Annotated in this window: 12 protein-coding genes; 7 read left to right on the forward strand and 5 right to left on the reverse strand. The window is 58.2% G+C overall.

Features of this window, described 5'->3' with window-relative positions; all coding sequences use genetic code 11:
* Window positions 1-66: 66 nt before the first annotated feature.
* Window positions 67-600, reverse strand: a complete 534-nt coding sequence (locus NHH03_RS26635; protein WP_253161399.1) for a hypothetical protein — start codon at window positions 598-600, stop codon at window positions 67-69.
* A 280-nt stretch (window positions 601-880) separates the two neighbouring features.
* Window positions 881-1,306: a hypothetical protein gene (locus NHH03_RS26640; RefSeq protein WP_253161400.1), complete on the reverse strand. Its 426-nt coding sequence runs from the start codon at window positions 1,304-1,306 to the stop codon at window positions 881-883.
* 101 nt (window positions 1,307-1,407) lie between these two features.
* Between NHH03_RS26640 and NHH03_RS26645 the strand changes: the two genes are divergently transcribed.
* Both NHH03_RS26645 and NHH03_RS26650 read left to right on the forward strand, forming a co-directional pair.
* The gene (locus NHH03_RS26645; protein ID WP_253161401.1) at window positions 1,408-4,041 is read left to right on the forward strand and encodes a U32 family peptidase; all 2,634 of its coding nucleotides are present in this window, start codon (window positions 1,408-1,410) and stop codon (window positions 4,039-4,041) included.
* 2 nt (window positions 4,042-4,043) lie between these two features.
* Entirely contained in the window at window positions 4,044-5,066 is a 1,023-nt protein-coding gene (locus tag NHH03_RS26650; RefSeq protein WP_253161402.1) for a potassium channel family protein, read from the forward strand.
* A gap of 50 nt (window positions 5,067-5,116) precedes the next feature.
* On the opposite strand, the gene NHH03_RS26655 is transcribed toward NHH03_RS26650, so the two are convergent.
* Both NHH03_RS26655 and NHH03_RS26660 read right to left on the reverse strand, forming a co-directional pair.
* Window positions 5,117-6,619: an NfeD family protein gene (locus tag NHH03_RS26655; protein WP_390895646.1), complete on the reverse strand. Its 1,503-nt coding sequence runs from the start codon at window positions 6,617-6,619 to the stop codon at window positions 5,117-5,119.
* Between the two features lie 218 nt (window positions 6,620-6,837).
* A complete protein-coding gene (locus NHH03_RS26660) occupies window positions 6,838-7,464 on the reverse strand; it encodes a hypothetical protein (protein WP_253161403.1) in 627 nt (208 codons plus the stop codon).
* Between the two features lie 262 nt (window positions 7,465-7,726).
* Here NHH03_RS26660 and NHH03_RS26665 point away from each other — a divergent pair, with 262 nt between their 5' ends.
* The 4 genes from NHH03_RS26665 (at window position 7,727) to NHH03_RS26680 (ending at window position 15,936) form a co-directional block, all read left to right on the forward strand.
* Window positions 7,727-8,338 (forward strand): HEAT repeat domain-containing protein, encoded by a 612-nt coding sequence (locus tag NHH03_RS26665; protein WP_253161404.1) that lies wholly within the window; start codon window positions 7,727-7,729, stop codon window positions 8,336-8,338.
* 87 nt (window positions 8,339-8,425) lie between these two features.
* Entirely contained in the window at window positions 8,426-10,069 is a 1,644-nt protein-coding gene (locus NHH03_RS26670; protein WP_253161405.1) for a sulfatase family protein, read from the forward strand.
* A 285-nt stretch (window positions 10,070-10,354) separates the two neighbouring features.
* The gene (locus NHH03_RS26675; protein ID WP_253161406.1) at window positions 10,355-11,377 is read left to right on the forward strand and encodes a glutamine synthetase beta-grasp domain-containing protein; all 1,023 of its coding nucleotides are present in this window, start codon (window positions 10,355-10,357) and stop codon (window positions 11,375-11,377) included.
* Between the two features lie 185 nt (window positions 11,378-11,562).
* A complete protein-coding gene (locus NHH03_RS26680) occupies window positions 11,563-15,936 on the forward strand; it encodes a PVC-type heme-binding CxxCH protein (protein WP_253161410.1) in 4,374 nt (1,457 codons plus the stop codon).
* A gap of 68 nt (window positions 15,937-16,004) precedes the next feature.
* Here NHH03_RS26680 and NHH03_RS26685 read toward each other — a convergent pair whose 3' ends face one another.
* Complete coding sequence (locus NHH03_RS26685) at window positions 16,005-17,324, reverse strand: Gfo/Idh/MocA family oxidoreductase (RefSeq protein ID WP_253161407.1); 1,320 nt, start codon at window positions 17,322-17,324, stop codon at window positions 16,005-16,007.
* Between the two features lie 272 nt (window positions 17,325-17,596).
* Between NHH03_RS26685 and NHH03_RS26690 the strand changes: the two genes are divergently transcribed.
* On the forward strand, window positions 17,597-17,923 hold the full coding sequence (locus tag NHH03_RS26690; RefSeq protein WP_253161408.1) for a hypothetical protein: 327 nt from the start codon (window positions 17,597-17,599) through the stop codon (window positions 17,921-17,923).
* The last annotated feature ends 366 nt before the right edge of the window (window positions 17,924-18,289 follow it).

Below are 18,289 nucleotides of genomic sequence, written 5' to 3' on the forward strand. Positions count from 1 at the left end.
CAACTTCAAAACTCACGCTTCGGGTTGAGATGGCAGCGCTGGCTTCAAAACACTTCAATCGGTGCTCTAGTCCAGCAAGATCACGCCGTTATCGATCTTCATGATTGCGACGCAGCGTTTTCCATCGTCGGTGTGCGTGGGGATTCCGATGCGTGATTCGGCAGCCCCGACAACGAACCAGCGTCCGAGAGGAACCCGTGCCGCTGTGTCGATGGTGACTGGGGATTGGTTCTTTGCCTGTAGGTTGATTTTGACCTGCAACTCGTTTTCGTGCGTCGTGTTTAGCATCGACGTGGTCACCGACAGTTGCCCATAGCGTGAGACACCGGTGACGGTCGAACGCTGCCCGACCGAGACCATCGCGGTGGCGGACCCAGCGATCACCAGACGCTGAAAGCCAGCCGTTTCCAGCCCGGATCGAGCCGGTCCATCGTAGGGGCGGCGATTCTGGTCGTCCGACTCGGCAAGCAAAACGATGTGATAGCTGACATCCTTGGTCGGCCCACGAAACGCATTTTCAGCTTCGCCAGCAGATTGCTGGGCAATGGACGGCGAACAGGCGATGGCGAGCAAACAAATCGCAACAAGCAAACGTTTCATCAAAAATCCTCTGTGTTTAGACAGACAGCGGCGGCCACCGCTTAGATGCGTCCAACGGCGGCGAGTTCCCCTTCTTTGTGAGCGTCTAAATGCAACCGCCGGAACATCCTAATGGATCCAGGGCTCGGTCGCCGGTTCACCACGGGCAACATTTGCTGGTGGTGCGTCCACTTTGAAAAGTGGGGTCAGCTTCCAGCTTGCCATCACCATACCGGGCCAATCGCAGGCTGGAAGCTTACGCCACGAATTGCTGACCGGAAATCTAAATAGGGGCGAAGCACTATCTAGAATCGGTTGGCGATTGGCAGACGCGGTCGAGCCAGAACAGCAAAAAGCCCCCAAAAACCGTGCTCGCCGATTCGCCAGCGGTCCATGACATCGGCATGCCGGATTGCAGATCGATCACACCCTGCAGGACACCAAAGACGATGACGCCGATCGCCAGGTGCCCCACCAATTCGCGGTAACGGTCAACGCGAAAGGACAAAAACACTAGCGCCACACCGACAAAACCGTACAGCAGTGAGAGGTGACGAGCCAAATAAAATGCGACCGGATTCGGTGGAAAAGGCTGCAAATGCAGTCGATCCGTGATCGAAACGATCCACGACGCGGGCATCAAAGCGGCGGCAAACGCCAGCAATGCCACCACGCCGACCAGCCACAGGTACCAGGACAACCAACTGACAGGGCGGGCAGACGACATCGGCAAGGACTGGCAAAAAAGGCGTTGAGTAAGATTGAGAGCGCAAAACTGCAAGCGAAAAGCCCTACGCATCGGCGACCAGGTCGGCCATACTTTGCACTATGACAGAACCTGCCGAATCAAATTCGCCCCACGGCCCAGCGCCCGCCACGATCGCCCCCGCCGCAAAGCCCAGGGTAACGGAACATCATTCCGGGCAGTTGCGTGCTCCCGAATTGCTCGCGCCGGCAGGTGATTGGGATTGCGCCCGGGCAGCGATCGAAAACGGTGCCGATGCGATCTATTTTGGACTCGACTGTGGGTTCAATGCCAGACACCGCGCCCAGAATTTCCACTTGGACGAATTGCCGGCGTTGATGCAATTGCTGCGGGAGCGGGGTGTCCGCGGCTACACGACAATGAACACGCTGGTGTTCCCCTCTGAATTTCCGCGGTTGGTTCCGTTGATCGAACAGATCGCCGCCAGCGGAGTCGACGCCGTGTTGGTCCAAGATTTTGGCGTCGCCCGCTTGATCCGCGAGATTTGTGGCCAGATCGAAATCCACGCCAGCACGCAAATGAGTCTGACCAGTGCCGAGACGATCGCGGTGGCCCAGAAATTGGATCTCGCGCGGGTCGTGCTGGCGCGCGAACTGTCGGTCGCTGAGATCGAAAAAATCACTGCAGCGACCGACATGCCGTTGGAAGTCTTTATTCATGGAGCGCTCTGCGTCGCCTACTCCGGCCAGTGCCTGACCAGCGAATCGCTGGGCGGTCGCAGTGCCAACCGCGGCCAATGCGCCCAGGCCTGTCGCTTGCCATACGAGTTGATCTGTGACGGCCAAGACGTGGAATTGGGTGATGTCCGGTATTTGCTAAGCCCCCAAGACTTGGCCGGATACGACGCGATTGTGGCGCTGACCCGCGCGGGAGTCGCTTCGCTGAAAATCGAAGGCCGTTTGAAAACGCCGGAGTACGTCGCCAACCTGACCGGCCACTACCGTCGCGCCATCGACCAAGCCGTCCGCGAAGGCCGTGTGACGATTGATCAGCAAGCCCAGCAAGAAATGGAACTGTCGTTCTCGCGTGGGTTTACTCCCGGCTGGTTGGACGGCAACGACCACAAACGTTTGGTGCCCGGGCGTCATAGCGGCAAACGTGGCATCCGACTGGGACAGGTCTTGGCGATCGATGGTGATCAAGTCGAAATCACACTCGCCGCGGATGTGGCGTTGGGCGATGGACTGGGAATCGAATCCACCGAAACATCCGGCAGCGAACAAGCCATGCAGGGCGGCCGCGTGTATTCCCTGCATGATGCGACCGGAAAAAAATGCAAAGCGATGCAGCGCGACCAAACCGCTTGGATCGGATTCGGACGCGGAGAAATCGATTGGTCCGTGATCGAACTGGACGCAACGGTCTACAAAAACGATGACCCCAAATTGAATCGCCGACTGCGAAATTCATTTGATGTTGCCGACGCCGTCACCCGGCGGAGTGTTGATTTCACCGTCACCGCCATCAGTGGCCAACCCCTGGTCGTGACCGCGCAACTGGGCGGATCATCGGACTTGGCAAATTCTCACGCGCAGCGCCCGAGTCAAACGGTCGAATCAGAAATGTCTCTCGAACGGGCCAACAAGCACCCGGCAACCGAATCGATGTTGGCCGAAAAACTTTCGCGACTCGGTGCCACGACATTCGAGATGGGATCGCTGCGGGCAACGATCCATGGCGATCCGATGGTGCCGGCAAGTGTGCTAAACGATCTGCGACGGCGGGTGATGGAGCAATTGTCACAGCAAGTCAAACAACCACCGCAACGAACAATCCATTCCCAAGCCGGTCGAGCGCTGTTGGCACCGATCCGTTTGTCGGCGGAAACCGATGAAACGCCCAAACTGTCGATCCTGTGCCGCACACTGGAGCAGGTCGAAGCGGCAACGCAGTCCGGTGTGGACCTGATCTACGCCGATTTCCACGACGTTCGCGAGTATTCCAAACTGGCGGCGATCGTGCGACCGAGCGGGATCCCATTTGGTATCGCAACGATCCGTATGCAAAAACCGGGCGAGATGGGATTGTTGCGTGTGCTGACTCGGCACGAGCCCGATTTTGTACTGGCCCGCAACTTGGCGGCGATTGAATTCTTTCGCGAAACGCCGATTCGAACCATCGCTGATTTTTCGTTGAATGTTGCCAACCATCGATCGGTCGAGTGGGTTCGCTCGCTGGGCGTGGACCGCGTCACCGCGTCCTATGATCTGAATTGTGATCAGCTGGGTGATCTGGTCGCATCGCTACCGCCGCAGTGGATGGAAGTCGTGTTGCACCAGCACATCCCGATGTTCCACATGGAGCACTGTGTGTTTTGTGCGGTGTTGTCGCCGGGGACCAACAAAACCAATTGTGGTCGCCCCTGTGATGACCACGTGGTGCAATTGCGTGATCGGGTCGGCGCCGAGCACACGCTGCAAGCCGACGTGGCCTGCCGCAACACGCTGTACAACGCAATGCCACAAAGCGGTGCCGAAACGGCCGCTAGCCTATTGTCCGCTGGCGTCCGTTGGTTTCGATTAGAAATGCTGGACGAATCGGCCAGCGCCCTGACACACACGGTGTCGCTTTACCGCGAACTGCTGCATGGACGTCGCACGGCCGAACAGGTTTGGAAGACGCTTGATGCGACCAATCGAGTGGGGGTAACACGTGGAACGTTGGAATCGAAACGGAACCCATTGGCAGTTTTGTGAGCATGGATTCGCCCTTTGACAAGATCCGTCGCGGCGCCACAGCGTTGGTAGCGATTGTCGTGATTGCGGTGATCAGCTACCACGTGGTCGCCGGCTATGACTGGATCGAAGCCTTCTGGATGGTTGTGGTGACAATTTCCACGGTCGGCTACGGCGAACACAGCGACCAAGATTGGCCTGGCCAATTATTGTCGATCGGCGTGATTTTGCTGGGCAGCACCGCGGCCGCCTACACCTTTACCGGTTTGATCCAACTAACGTTGCAAGGCGAATTGGATCGTGCTTTTGGACGAAGAAGAATGGAAAAAGAACTCTCGCGGCTGGACAACCACACCATCATTTGTGGATTTGGAAAAAGCGGACCGGTGCTGGCACGGGAACTTGCCGAACGCCGCTACAAGTTTGTCATCATCGAACTCGACCCGGCTCATTATCAGCAGGCCGTTGACCTGGGGTACCTGGCGGTCAACGCGGACGCCACCGACGAAGACGCGTTGCTAAAAGCCGGTGTGATGACCGCCAGCGCGATCATCGTGGCGCTGCCCACCGACGCGGAAAACGTGTTCATCACCCTGTCGGCGCGCAATCTGTGCCCCGCCATCCGGATCGTCGCCCTAGCCGATCTGGAAAGCAGTTCGCGAAAACTGCGGCAGGCCGGTGCCAACGAAGTCGTGATGGGACATCAAATGGTCGCCGAGTACATGTCGCGTCTGGTGACACGCCCCACCGCGGCCCAGTTCTACTCCTCACTGGCCCAGCCGGAGTTCAAAGATTTGATGTTGGACGAACTGCGGATTCCCGACGGCAGTTTGATTGAAAACCAATCCATCGCCCAGCTGCGCATCCGCGACAAACATCATTTGCTGGTCGTCGCAGTCAAAGGCAAAGACGACACGCTGGATTTCAACCCGCCAGGCGAACGCATCTTTCAAATCGGCGAAACCATTCTGGTGATGGGCAAAGAAGCCGACGTCAACGCCTTCCAAAAACTCTACGAACTGATCGAAACCGGATCCACCCAGTAGGCCAGGTGAAACCTGGCGTTTAACTTTGTATGCGCCAGGTTGCACCTGGCCTACTGTAGGCGGACGACGATGCGGGTGCCTTGTTTGGCGATCACTTTGATGCTTTGACCGCTGTCGACGAAGTCGCCTTCGCTGACGACATCGACGGTGTAATCATCGACATTCATTTTCCCGCCCGGCCGCAGTGGTCCGGCAGCCACGCCCACATCACCGATCTGGACACGCTGCCATCCCGGTACCAACGCCGATGCATCGGGCGATGCCGCGGCGCCGGGACCGCCATCGATCCCGGACCCAGCCAATTGCGGCTTCAATGTCAGTCGTCCCAACCCGGGGATGTCACCGATGTAGTTCGCCAAGATCACCATGGCGACCATGAATCCGGCAAATGCCCCTAACACGGTCAACACATCCCAACCGAGTCCGCTGAGTTCGGCTGCATTGCTGGGAACTAAAAATCGTCGTGACGCCATCACCAGCGATCCGAGCATCAATGCCAAACCGCCGATCCCGGCGACGCCGAATCCAGGGATCACAAAGATCTCCATGGCGATAAACAGAATGCCCAACACGAACAGCGTGACCTCCAACCATCCCGCCGTGCCGCCCAGGAAACGGCTCCAGAAAAACAATCCGAAACACAACATCGATGTTAAACCGCCGACACCCATCCCGGGGGCGCCCAACTCGATCACCAATGCGACCATGCCGATCGCCAACAACAGAAACGTCACAAAACCCGAATTCAAAATCATGATCGCCATGTCGGTTCCGGTGCGCTGCATCACCGGGATCGGCGTTTGAACATTCAGCGCCTCGGCCAATTCGGCTTCATTGCTGACCGTCTGGTCCGCCATCCCTAACTCAACCGCGCGGGCACCATTGACGGTAAAGAACATCTCCTTGCCGGCTTCGCGAATGATTTTGCCTTGTTCCCATTGATCGGCATCGTCCATCGACTCCCATTCTTTGTCGCTGATGTAGCGGACGGAACCATCGGCTTTGTTGACCGCGCGAAACACCAGCATGTCTTTGTCGGTCATCTTTTCGGCCAGCGCGATCGGACGCCCGGTGGCCCGCGCGGTGTCGCGCACTTTTTGCGCCAGCACACTGCGACTTTTGGCTTCGGTGTAACGAAAGGCGCCGTCGGCCCCCATCACAATTTCGCCCGCGTCGCCCATCCGGGCGCCCGGCAGCATGATGATTTTGTCACAGGCCAACGAGATCAGTGCGGCGCCACTGATCGCATCCTTTTGGATGAAGGCGACCGTTTCAACGTCTTTGGCATCGCTGATCATGTCCATCAGTTCGAACGTGACATAGACCAATCCGCCGGGGCTGTGGATGTCCAAAATGATCACATCAACATCCGAATCAACCGCTTCGGCGAACTTGCGTTTCAGCAGCGCGCCGCTAAGCGGGTTGATGTCGGTGTGCAGCGGAATCATGACCGCCGATCGCTGCTTGGCCGCCGCCGCTTCGGCCATCGGCGCGGGTTCCTGCACGACGTTCTCTGCGGCGATTTCCTGTGCGGCGACCTCCTGTGCGGCGATTTCGGGTCCCAACCGATGGGGTCCAAAACCACCGCAGCCGATCAAGGCACAGACGATCAAAAACCGGATTTTGGAGCACACACAGGGAATCATGGCACGACTAAGCAGGCGGAAGAGACAAAACAACGATTCGATTCATTGTAGGCTCAAACCGGCCTGGGGCGGGGCGGAATCAATCGCCAGCCTGATCGCTTTTCAAAGCCATCGGCGCTACTGCACTACAGTTGCGTCGATTCCGCTGCCGTCGTTTCGGATTCCTGCTCGGCTTGAGGACTCGAATCAGCCGGCGGGTCGAGCTCGATCTGTGGATTGAGCTCTAGTTGTGGGATGGGATCAATCCTTTCGTCTTGGGCATCCAGTTCCGCTTCCATCTGCTCAATCCCATCCAATTCATCTTCGACGCCATCGAATTCATCGGGAATTTGCAATTCATGTTCGTCGCCATTTTCCATCACCAGCTTGGCGGTCGCCGTCCCATCGTTCGCATTGGTTCGATAGAAAATTTTCCCGCTGCCTTTGTCGCCACGCAATTGGAACACCATCGTGGTCACGCCTTCGTCGGGCGCCGACGCCTCCAGACCTTCGCGGATGTTCATTTCCGAAGTGATATTGCCACCGATATGCTCGACGACGACCGGATCGTCTTTGAATTCTTCCGCTGCCGCATCAGCCATCACTCCCGTGACTCGCTGCGCGCCGTACCAGATCGCCCCACAGCAAATGACCCCACTCAATAGGAACACGCCTGCCACGGTTCCTAGCACCCACAGCCATGTATTGCTGCTTTTCTGCGGCGGTGGCTGCTGGGGCGCCGTGTCGAATGGATTGTTGGGAGCTCGTGACATGTGCTGATCCTTCGCTATGGGGTGCCGTTGAACAGGGCAATCGGGGGCATTGCTCCTGCGGTCTTGATTTCCAATTTTTCGCCACCGCACCGCGGCGCGATTGCCGACGCGACCGGGCGCGGTGAACTACATTGGAAGCTCCCATTAGAAACCTGATCGCGTTTCGCGACAATCACTACCCCGATACCCACGAACGATGAAAGCATCTGAATTTTTCACAGGGCCAGCCATCACAACGCGATCTGCTGCAACGCTGGTCTGGGTGGCACTATACGTTGCGCTGAGCACCGCCAGCGCCGCGGCGGACCCACCGACCGACTCCGCCGCAAACGCTGCGACGACGAAAACCGTTGCCGGGATGACCATCAACGATTGCCAGCAGGCGCTTGACAGCGACCAACGCAGTGAACGTCTGCGGGCGATCCGGACACTGGGCGCATTCAACGCAGACGCCGCCGCACCACTGGCCGCGGCGCTGGGCCATTCGGATGCCGCAGTCCGATACCTGGCCGCAACCTCATTGGGCCGTATCGGCGGCAAATCGCTCAAAGACGCTGCCGAAACATTGCAAGCGATGGCCACGGCCGACGATGACAAGCAACCGCTTTCGGTACGCATGGCGGCGGCCTACGCGTTATGCGCCGACGGGCAAACGAAGCAGTACCTACCGATCTTGATCGATGCGGTTTCCTATCCCCAGCGCGGAACCGCGTGCTCGGCTGCCGACCTGATCGCCCAGATCGGACCGCCCGCATCGGCGGCGACAGCGGCACTGGAAAAAGCATATGCGGAAAACAAACCGGGCGTGGCCGGTGGCGACTATCACGTTGGCGGTGCCTCGCTGAACGCACTGCGCAAAATCCGTGGCGAATAACACCCGCGGCGAATAAGGCTGGCATCACTGGCCGCCGATTCACTGTTTCCTAACCATTCATTGCTGTATTGATCAAAGGCGTTTCCCATGACGATTGGACACTCACTACGTCGACACATCGCCACCATCGTGGTGCTGTTGGCGGCGGGCATTGTGTCGCCCGAATTTTGCCACGCGGATGACCGGCCCAATATTTTGTGGATCAGTTGCGAAGACATCTCGCCGAACCTGGGATGCTACGGCGATCCGCATGCGATCACGCCGAATCTGGACCAATTGGCGGCCGACGGGGTGCGGTTCGACGCCGCCTTCACACCGGCCGGCGTGTGCGCCGTGGTCCGCAGCAGTGTGATCACGGGCATGTACGCACCCTCGATCGGTTCCCAACACATGCGCAGCCGGATCGTGCCACCGGCAGCGGTCAAAGCGTTTCCGGAAATGCTGCGCGCCGCCGGGTATTTCTGCACCAACCGCAGCAAGACCGATTACCAATTCGAACCCACCGAGAGCATTTGGGATCGCCAGGGCGACGACCACCAGGATTGGCGCGAGCGCAGTGACCCCAACCAACCGTTCTTTTCGGTGGTCAACATCACCGTTTGCCACGAGAGCAAGATCCGGCATTCACAAGCCGACCATGACGCGGTGATCCAAAAGATCGGCGAACAAAACAAGTGTGATCCAGATCTGGTCGGTGACACCCTGCCGGATTACTTGCCCAACACACCCGCCGCACGAAAGAACTGGGCCTGGTATCACGACAACATCACTTTGATGGACCAGATGGCCGGTGAAGTGCTGGAACGATTGAAAGAGGACGGACTGGCCGACAACACGCTGGTTGTTTTTTGGAGCGACCACGGGATGGGGATGCCACGTGGCAAACGCTGGATCTACGACAGCGGCACCCACATCCCGATGATCATGCGCTGGCCCGATCATTTACAACCCGGATCGGCCCGCGAAGATCTCACCACGACGGTGGACTTGGCACCGACGATGTTGACGGTCGCGGGAGTGCGCGTGCCACGTCACATGCAGGGCCGCGTGTTGATCGGCCCCGACGCCCAAGACGAACCGGCCTATCTGTTTTTTCATCGCGATCGAATGGACGAAGTCTATGAACTGCAGCGTGGCGCCCGCGATCGACGCTGGAAGTACATTCGCAATTACATGCCCCAGCGGCCCTATTCACAGCGGATTGACTACATGGACGAAATGCCGGCCATGAAGGACTGGCGACGGCTAGCCGCCGCCGGAAAGTTGGTCGGCGGCCAAAACAATTGGTTTGCGCCGACCAAACCGATCGAAGAGCTATACGACACCGAAAACGATCCCTGGGAACTGGACAACCTGGCGGACCGTCCGCAGTATGCCGACCGGCTGGCGCGGATGCGGCAGGCGACCGAGGCATGGCAGGACCAAATTGCAGACACCGGGATGATTCCCGAAGCGGTTTTGATGGAAGAAATGAAACCTGGCGGCAAGACACCGCGCACCGAGCCACCTGTATCGTCGCTGATTGGCGGAAAACTCGCCTTCCGCAGTCCGACCGAAGGCTCGTCGGTGGTGGTTCGAATCCGCCCCGACGGCCAGCAGTGGGGCCCTTGGAGCTTGGTCACAAAATCGATCGATCCGCCCGCCAACGCGTCCCTACAGGCCAAAGCGTGCCGAATCGGTTTTCGCGACAGCAAGGTGGTGGAGCAAGACTCCGATCGGGACGACCAATAACCGACCGCAAAGGTATAATTTAGCGCGTTTGCGGGATCGAATTTCCGTTACGGGGTGACGAAAACGTGCTTTCGTGGTAGAAAATTTGGGTTATCGTTGCCCTCAAGCGAAAGGGGTTGCCCGAGAACACCAGGAGCTCGGTTCTTGCGGCACTCTGATCGAATGAGCGGGGGGCCATCGGAAGCGTTAGGTAGACATTGTTGTTACACGAAGACACGTCGCACTTGAAACGATACGTGTTTTCTTAGGTCCACTCGTTTGATTCACCTAGGGGGAATCTCATTTATGACCAAGTGCAAGTTGGAATACATCTGGTTGGATGGTTATCAGCCGACCCAAAGTCTTCGCAGCAAGACCAAAGTGGTGAAAGATTTCAGCGGCAACGTGGAAGACGCACCCATGTGGTCGTTCGACGGTTCGTCTACCGAACAAGCTCCCGGTGGGGCCTCCGATTGCCTGCTGAAACCTGTCAAAGTCATCGCCGACCCGGGCCGCATGGGCAACGGTTACTTGGTGATGTGCGAAGTCTTGAACGCCGATGGTACCCCGCACCGCACCAACGGCCGCGCTACGATCGATGATGACGACAACGATTTCTGGTTCGGTTTCGAACAGGAATACACCCTGTGGGATCCCGGTACAAACCGCCCCCTTGGTTTCCCAGCAGAAGGCTACCCCGGTCCGCAAGGCCCGTACTACTGCAGCGTCGGCAACGGCAAAGCAGTCGGCCGCGAAATCATCGAAGAGCACCTCGAACTGTGCTTGGAAGCCGGCCTGAACGTCGAAGGCATCAACGCCGAAGTGATGATGGGCCAGTGGGAATTCCAAGTCTTTGCCAAAGGCGCTCAAGAAGCCGGCGACGAAGTTTGGTTGGCACGCTACCTGTTGGACCGCGTTGCAGAAGCGCACGGCATCGGCATCAACTACCACTGCAAACCCGTCCAGGGTGACTGGAATGGTAGCGGCATGCACGCCAACTTCTCGAACACCTTGCTCCGCACTTGCGGCAGCCAAGAGGTTTACGAAGCGATCTGCCAAGCTTTCGAGCCACGGATCAAAGAACACATCGACGTGTACGGTGCCGACAACGACCAACGTCTGACCGGTCTGCACGAAACTCAGTCGATCGACAAATTCAGCTACGGTGTCTCGGACCGTGGCGCGTCGATCCGAATTCCAATCGCGACGGTTGAAAACGGATGGAAAGGCTGGTTGGAAGATCGCCGCCCGGCATCCAACGCCGACCCGTACATGGTTGCCAGCGCGATCATCGCAACGGTTCGCACCGCTGCCGTGCCCGCCGCGTAGGTTCTCCCACGCAAAACGAATGCACCTCCTGACCCAGCGGCTCTCCCCCGAGCCGCTGGGTTTTTTCATGCCCGATTGGCTGCTCCCCCAGAGAACATTCAACGGACCTCCACCCAGCCCACGGTTGGCAGATACAATGTCCGGCTGATCTCCCTGCCCCTTCATGCCCCACCTGGATCGACTTGATGTATCCGTTCGGCTACCGCCTGTTTGCGTCTCCCTGCCTCGTCTTCTTCGTCGTCGCCTCCGCTCTGTTAGGAAACTTCTCGACACGTTCCTGCGACGCCGCCGATCCCTTTCGACTTGCCGACGGCGATCGGGTGGTGATGATCGGCGATGGTTTGATCGAACAGGAACAGTACTTCGGCTGGATCGAGCTGATGCTGACAACCACCGCCGGCGATCGCGATGTGACCTTTCGCAACTTGGGCTGGAACGCCGATACACCGGCCGGCGAGTCCCGCTTCGGGCTGAGCCTGTTGCAGGCCGGGCACGAACCGAAGGATGAAGGATGGCGGCAACTGGAAAAACAAATCCAACTGACACAACCCACCGTCGCCCTGTTGGGCTACGGCATGGCCAGTGCCCTGGAGGCCTCGGCGCAACCCGAGCAACAAGCACGTGAAGAATCACTGACGCAATTTGTGGCCGACTATCAACGACTGGTCCGCTCGATCAAACAGACCCACCCGAATTGTCGGTTCTTGTTCCTGTCACCAATTTCAACGACCGGCAACGCGGTTGTTTCCAATCAAACCATCGCCCGCTTTGCCGATGCAATTCAATCCATCGCCCAGGCAAACGGTGGCCACTACGTTGATCTGACTCAAACCGCGACCGCTGCCGACCAGCGCAAAGATCCGATCCACTTGAATAGCGATGGCTATCGCAGCGCCGCTCAAGCGATCAGGCAATCGCTTGGGTTGGCAACCGATGCGCCACACGCGGGCGCCAATCTGGAACCGCTGCGCGATGTGATCCTGGAGAAAAACCGATTGTGGTTTCACCGCTCACGTCCAGCCAACATGGCTTATGTGTTTGGGTTTCGCAAACACGAACAAGGACAGAATGCCGTTGAAATCCCACAGTACGACAAACTGATCGCCAAACAAGAAGCTCGCATTCAAACACTGCGTCAGCTTTCGGCGACTGACGATGCCGCGACGCCACCACCAACACCGGCAGTGCGTACCGAATCCAAGTTCGCCGAATTCACTCCCCAGCCGACTCCCGAGTTTGTTGTCGCCGATGATCTAGAGGTCACGCTGTGGGCTGAAAACCCGATGCTGAACAAGCCGATTCACATGAATTTTGACCCCCAGGGGCGACTGTGGCTGGCCAGCAGCGAGGCCTACCCGATGATCGAAGTCGGCCAGGCGATGCCCGACAAGGTCTTGATTTTGGAAGACTCCAACCAAGACGGTACCGCTGACAAATCCACGCTGTTCGCCGACGGACTGCTGATCCCCACCGGTCTGGCCCCAGGCGACGGCGGCGTCTATGTCGCGCAAAGCACCGATCTGCTGTTCCTAAAAGACACCGATGGTGACGGCACAGCCGATCATCGCGAGCGCGTGCTCAGTGGATTCGGGACCGAGGACACACACCACAATTTGCACACGTTGCTGTTCGGCCCCGACGGTCGCCTGTACATGAACCAATCGGTTTACACGCGAACCGATACCGAAACGCCCTACGGGGTGGTGCGTCTGAAAGCCGGCGGCGGGTTTCGATTCGACACCGAGAACAAACGGATGGATACCTTTTTCCAAGGGCTATGGAACCCTTGGGGACACCAGTTTGATGCGTATGGCAATTCGTTCATGTCCGATGGAGCCGGGTTTGCTGGAATCGCCTATGTCTTTCCCGGCGCACGTTTTAATCCCACCCCCAAGACTCGCGAGCAATTGGACCTGATCAGTCCCGGTAGCTATCCCAAATTTTGTGGCGCCGAAATCGTGTACGGCGATAGCTTTCCCGATGACTGGCAGGGTTCGCTGATCACGTGCGACTTTCGCGCCAACCGGGTGACACGATTCACACTTTCGCAAACCGATGCCGGTTACGTGACGACGCAACAGCCCGACTTGATTCGTACCGGCGCCAGCAGCTTTCGTCCGATCGATGTCAAACAGGGGCCCGACGGCGCGCTCTACATCGCCGATTGGTCAAACCCGATTATCAATCACGGCGAAGTGGACTTTCGTGACCCACGGCGCGATCGCTGGCACGGGCGGATCTGGCGCGTCGCTCCCAAGGGACTGCCGCGACGACCGACCGTTGATTTGACCACACAGTCCATCGACACACTGATGAACCACTTGGTTTCCAAAGATCGCTATCTGTCGGACCAATCGCGACGGGTGTTGATCCAACGTAAAACAGAGACGGCAGCTGCACTTGCGTCGCTTTGGACACTGTCGGACCAGCCCGTCGACCGCTTGAACGCCGTCCGCCTCTCTGCCGCCGTCGGTAAACCCAACCAAGATTGGCTGGAAACGTTGCTCAACGATCCCCAGGGCGATGCGCGCGCCGCGGCGACACGCATTCTGGCCGATTGGGCGGACCCCACCGATCCTCGCAAATGCATCGACCGCGACCAGGCACTCAGTTTGTTGACAGAGCGAATCGCCGATCCCTTTCCCCGCACACGATTGGAAGCCACACGCGGACTGGCGCGACTGGGTGACCTGCAAGCAACGAAACGGTCGCTGCGTGTGCTGGACCACCCGATGGATCGTTTCCTGCACCACGCCCTGTTCCTGAACGTCGACGAGGCTGCCGATCGCTTGATCGCAGACCTGGATCAACCCGAATGGAAAGACCCCGCCAACCTGCCACAGTTGGAGTTCGTGTTGACGTCTGTCGCCCCCGCCAAAGCCACCGAGTTCCTGCAGAACTACTTGGCCAACAACCCCATCGCTGCCGATGGCAGTGGTCCATGGATCGGATTGATCGCCAAAGCGGGCGGCCCCCAGCAACTGGGTCAACTGTACCGTCAAGCGATCGAGGGTGGGTTCGACCAAGCCGCTACGATCGAGGCGCTGAAAGCATTGCTTCAGGCAAACCGCCTGCGCCGCCTGACGCCGAAGTTTGACGGCAAACCGGCCGCAGAGATCGAAGCATTGCTGGCCGATTCAGCACCGGCGACCCAATCCGCCGCGATCGATTTGGCGGGCGCCTGGAAACTGCGTTCATTGGTGCCAGAACTAACGCGTCTTGCCAGCCAAGAACAAGCGTCCACGACCACCCGCACCAAAGCAATCGCGGCCCTTCGGGCCTGCGGCGGACAAGCGGCCACGGATGCCTTGATAAAGATCGCACAAGCCGATGCTCCGCTGGCGATCCAGACCGCTGCGGTCTCGGCGCTGGCTGGGATCGCCCCGCAACTGGCGGTGAAACCGTTCTACCAAACGATCACCCGCGTGAGTAGCGAACAAGATGCGTTGCCGCTGTGGCGCGCACTGCTGTCGTCCAAGGACGGCGAAAGTTTGCTGGTCAGTTCCTTGCCGGCCGATGGCATCCCCGAATTGGCCGCACGCGCCGGCGTGCGTGCTGCAGGCGAAGGCGGGCGCAAGGCACAATCGTTGATCGATGCATTGATGCCGATGAGCGGGATGACCATGACCGCCGCGGATTGGACTCCCGAGCGAGCCCAGGAACTGGCCCGATTGGTTCCCCTGAAAGGCGATCCGGCGCGCGGCGAATTGGTTTACCGCCGCAGCAGTCTGCAATGTGCTACCTGCCACTCGATCGGTGGTGTCGGCGGCAAAGTCGGCCCCGATATGACCAGTTTGGGAGCCAGCGCGCCGGTCGACTACATCATCGAATCGATGTTCGACCCCAACGCCAAGATCAAAGAAAACTACCACAGCGTGACCGTGCTAACCGAAAACGGCCAGATCTATGCCGGGATCGAATCCGGCAGCACCGATGAAGAAATCGTGCTCCGCGACGCGTCGAACAAACTGATTCGGATCCCCGAGGCAGACGTGGCTCAAGTCAAACAGGGCAAGTCTTTGATGCCGGAATCGTTGCTCGATCGGGTTTCCCAACAAGACCAGCTGGACTTGATCAGCTTCCTGACACAGCTTGGCAAACCGGGCGACTACGACGCCAGTCGCCAGAACGTTGCACGAGTCTTGGACGTGTTTGCCGGCAACCACCGCATCGAACAGGCCGGTAACGCTGACATCGTTTCCGGTCAGCGGACCGAGGGATGGAAACCGCTACAAGCTCGCGTCAGTGGCAAGATCTCGCGGGAGACGTTGCAACGATTGAGCGAGCAACCGCGCAACATTGCCCTGGTCAACTTGTATCTGCGTACCCAGATCGAAGTGGGCTCCCCAACCGAAGCCAAATTCACGATCGATCACTTGGATCAAGCCAAAATCTGGATCGATGGCCAGAGCGCCGGATCGATCGGCGACCCGGTCAAACTCAGCCCCGGCAAGCACACCCTGCTGGTTCAGTTTGACGCCCGTGACCTGCCCGAAACGATCACCCTGCGTAGCGACGACGTGACGTTTGTCACACCAGAGTTCAGCTTGCTTCGCTAAAACAAAAGGCTCCGACATGCGTCGGAGCCTTTCGTTGATTTGACTTCCTGACCGAGTGGTCGGGAACGTTACGCAAACGGGTCGTATTCGCCGGGAACGGGAACAGGGTACTTGCCGTCGTCGCCGGGGCGGGCCGATGGCGGCGGCGGGCTGTCGATGGTGTAGTCATCGATGCCCGGTGCCAGTTCACGACCGTTCTTCAGCAGATCATCCCATTTAATGACCTTGCCGCTGTAGCACGCTTCGCGGCCCAGGATCGCGGTGAAGGTCGACATCGCGCCGTATTCGCCTTCGTTGTAGATCTCGCCTCGCATCAGCGCTTCGATCAGATCGTGCTGCTCTTGCTGGTGCCCTTGCTGACGTTTCTTTTTATCGAAGGACCATTCGCCGGTGTCACCAAAGATTTTGGAGCCGGAAACGTCCGCGGTGCCTTTGGTGCCGTGCGCGAATTCGGCGACTTCCGACCAGCCGCCTTTCAGGTGACGACCTTGGCTGAACATCTTCGACCCGTCGGCGAAGGTGTATTCACAAAACGTGTGGTCAAAGATTTGACTCTTGGTGGCGTCGCCATCCATTCGTTGTCCACGCCCACCCATGCCGTTGCATTCAACGGGGTACTCGCCTTTGAGCCAGCAACCGACGTCCAGGTTGTGAATGTGTTGCTCACAGATCTGGTCACCCGACAACCAGTTGAAGTGGTACCAGTTATTGCACTGGAATCCCATTTCGGTTTGCTCGGGAGTTCGGTTTCGGTACCAGATGCCGCCGCCGTCCCAGTAGACACGGGTGGCAATTAGATCTCCGATAGCGCCATCGTGGATGCGGCCGACCGTTTCCAAATACTGGGCTTCGTGTCGTCGTTGCAGCCCGATGCCGAGCATCAAGTTCTTCTTTTTGGATTCTTCGACGCTGGCCAACACACGGCGAACGCCCGTGGCATCGGAGGCCACCGGTTTTTCCATAAAGATGTGCTTGCCTGCATTGACCGCTGCTTCAAACTGTTGTGGTTTGAATCCCGGTGGCGTCGCGATGATGACCAAGTCACTTTCGACTTCCAACAACTTTTTGTAGGCGTCCAATCCGGCAAACATGTGCTCGGCCGGCACATCGACTTTGCCGGGATTCTTCCGCGACAGGTTGTTGACGGCCGCCGACGCCTTGCCATCGAACGCGTCCGCAACAGCAACCAGTTTGGTGTTGCCTTTGGTGTTGAAGATGTTTTGTGATGCACCCTGGCCACGCCCGCCACAACCGATCAATGCAAATTTGATCTCGTCGCTGCCTTGTGCGTGCGCGGTGCGAGCAATGGTACTGGTAAGGGTTGCCCCGACGGCCGCAGCGGCTGAGGTGGATTTCAAGAAGTTTCGACGGCTAGGATGGTTTTCCATCGGATAGATCCTTTCGGCAGTTTCGACTCGGAGTGTGAACCATGTCCTGCTTCGGCATGGATCCCGCCCGAGTTTAAGGGAAGGGAAGTTGGCGGGTAATAAAATCACGTTGCGCTATTGTAAAGGCAAACGCAGAGGGTTTCAGTTTTCCCGCCGGGATTTCTGGGAAGGTTTTTACCGGCGAGCTGATTTTTTGTGGCTGACCGGTCAGAATACAGACCGCTTTCGCCGCGCTGCTATGCTGGGGGATCGCCAACCACAGGGAACTGCAATTGAGCAATCAAGAACAATCAGCGTCTGATCAGCAACGAAAGCCAACCTTGCCCGTCCAGGGCGACCAACCGACACCGCCACCGCCGGCATTCGGATGCATCGTCTATCTGGCCCGTGAATCTGGTGGGTTTCGTGGCCGAGTCGCCAATTTGGCTGGAATCGAAGCCACTGCGCCCAGCCAGCGGGAACTGCTCGGGCAGATCACTTCGCAATTCAAATTGCATGTCTCGAACTCTCTCGCCGCGGGAAACCAACCGCAGTGGATTGATCCACCACTGGCCAAAAGCAATGACGAAACAAAGCTGTTTCTGCCGGTGCATCTCTAGCCACTAGCCGGCCAGCCCCACGCACCGCGAGCAGCAAACGCGTTCTTTACAGCGTGCTGATCAACTAGCCCGCGCCGCAAGTTTTGATGTGGGGCGTCCTGCGTGAGAGATTGGATTTTGTCCTAACCCGACGCGTTACGGCTTGTTGATTGAGTAACCCGATGCGTCAGATTTGAAGTTGCGCCTTTATTGCAACCCGACGCGTCAGTTTTGAAGTTGCGCTTTTATGGTAACCCGACCGGGCTGTTGATTTAATTAGCCGGTCGCTAGTTGGTGTGGAGGATTTATCCGACCGGCTTTATTCTTCGCAGAAAACCCTCACCCGAGTCGGATAAATCCTCCACACCAGCGCCGTTGAAGTGACGC

Origin of the sequence: Stieleria tagensis, from assembly GCF_024129865.1 — a bacterium.
In the GTDB taxonomy this organism is placed as follows: domain Bacteria; phylum Planctomycetota; class Planctomycetia; order Pirellulales; family Pirellulaceae; genus Stieleria; species Stieleria tagensis.

Coding starts and splice junctions, on each gene's coding strand:
- NHH03_RS26645 (WP_253161401.1), top strand. CDS start 1,408: ATGACAGAACCTGCCGAATCAAATTCGCCCCACGGCCCAGCGCCCGCC.
- NHH03_RS26675 (WP_253161406.1), top strand. CDS start 10,355: ATGACCAAGTGCAAGTTGGAATACATCTGGTTGGATGGTTATCAGCCG.
- NHH03_RS26685 (WP_253161407.1), bottom strand. CDS start 17,324: ATGGAAAACCATCCTAGCCGTCGAAACTTCTTGAAATCCACCTCAGCC.
- NHH03_RS26640 (WP_253161400.1), bottom strand. CDS start 1,306: ATGTCGTCTGCCCGCCCTGTCAGTTGGTTGTCCTGGTACCTGTGGCTG.
- NHH03_RS26650 (WP_253161402.1), top strand. CDS start 4,044: ATGGATTCGCCCTTTGACAAGATCCGTCGCGGCGCCACAGCGTTGGTA.
- NHH03_RS26680 (WP_253161410.1), top strand. CDS start 11,563: ATGTATCCGTTCGGCTACCGCCTGTTTGCGTCTCCCTGCCTCGTCTTC.
- NHH03_RS26635 (WP_253161399.1), bottom strand. CDS start 600: ATGAAACGTTTGCTTGTTGCGATTTGTTTGCTCGCCATCGCCTGTTCG.
- NHH03_RS26670 (WP_253161405.1), top strand. CDS start 8,426: ATGACGATTGGACACTCACTACGTCGACACATCGCCACCATCGTGGTG.
- NHH03_RS26660 (WP_253161403.1), bottom strand. CDS start 7,464: ATGTCACGAGCTCCCAACAATCCATTCGACACGGCGCCCCAGCAGCCA.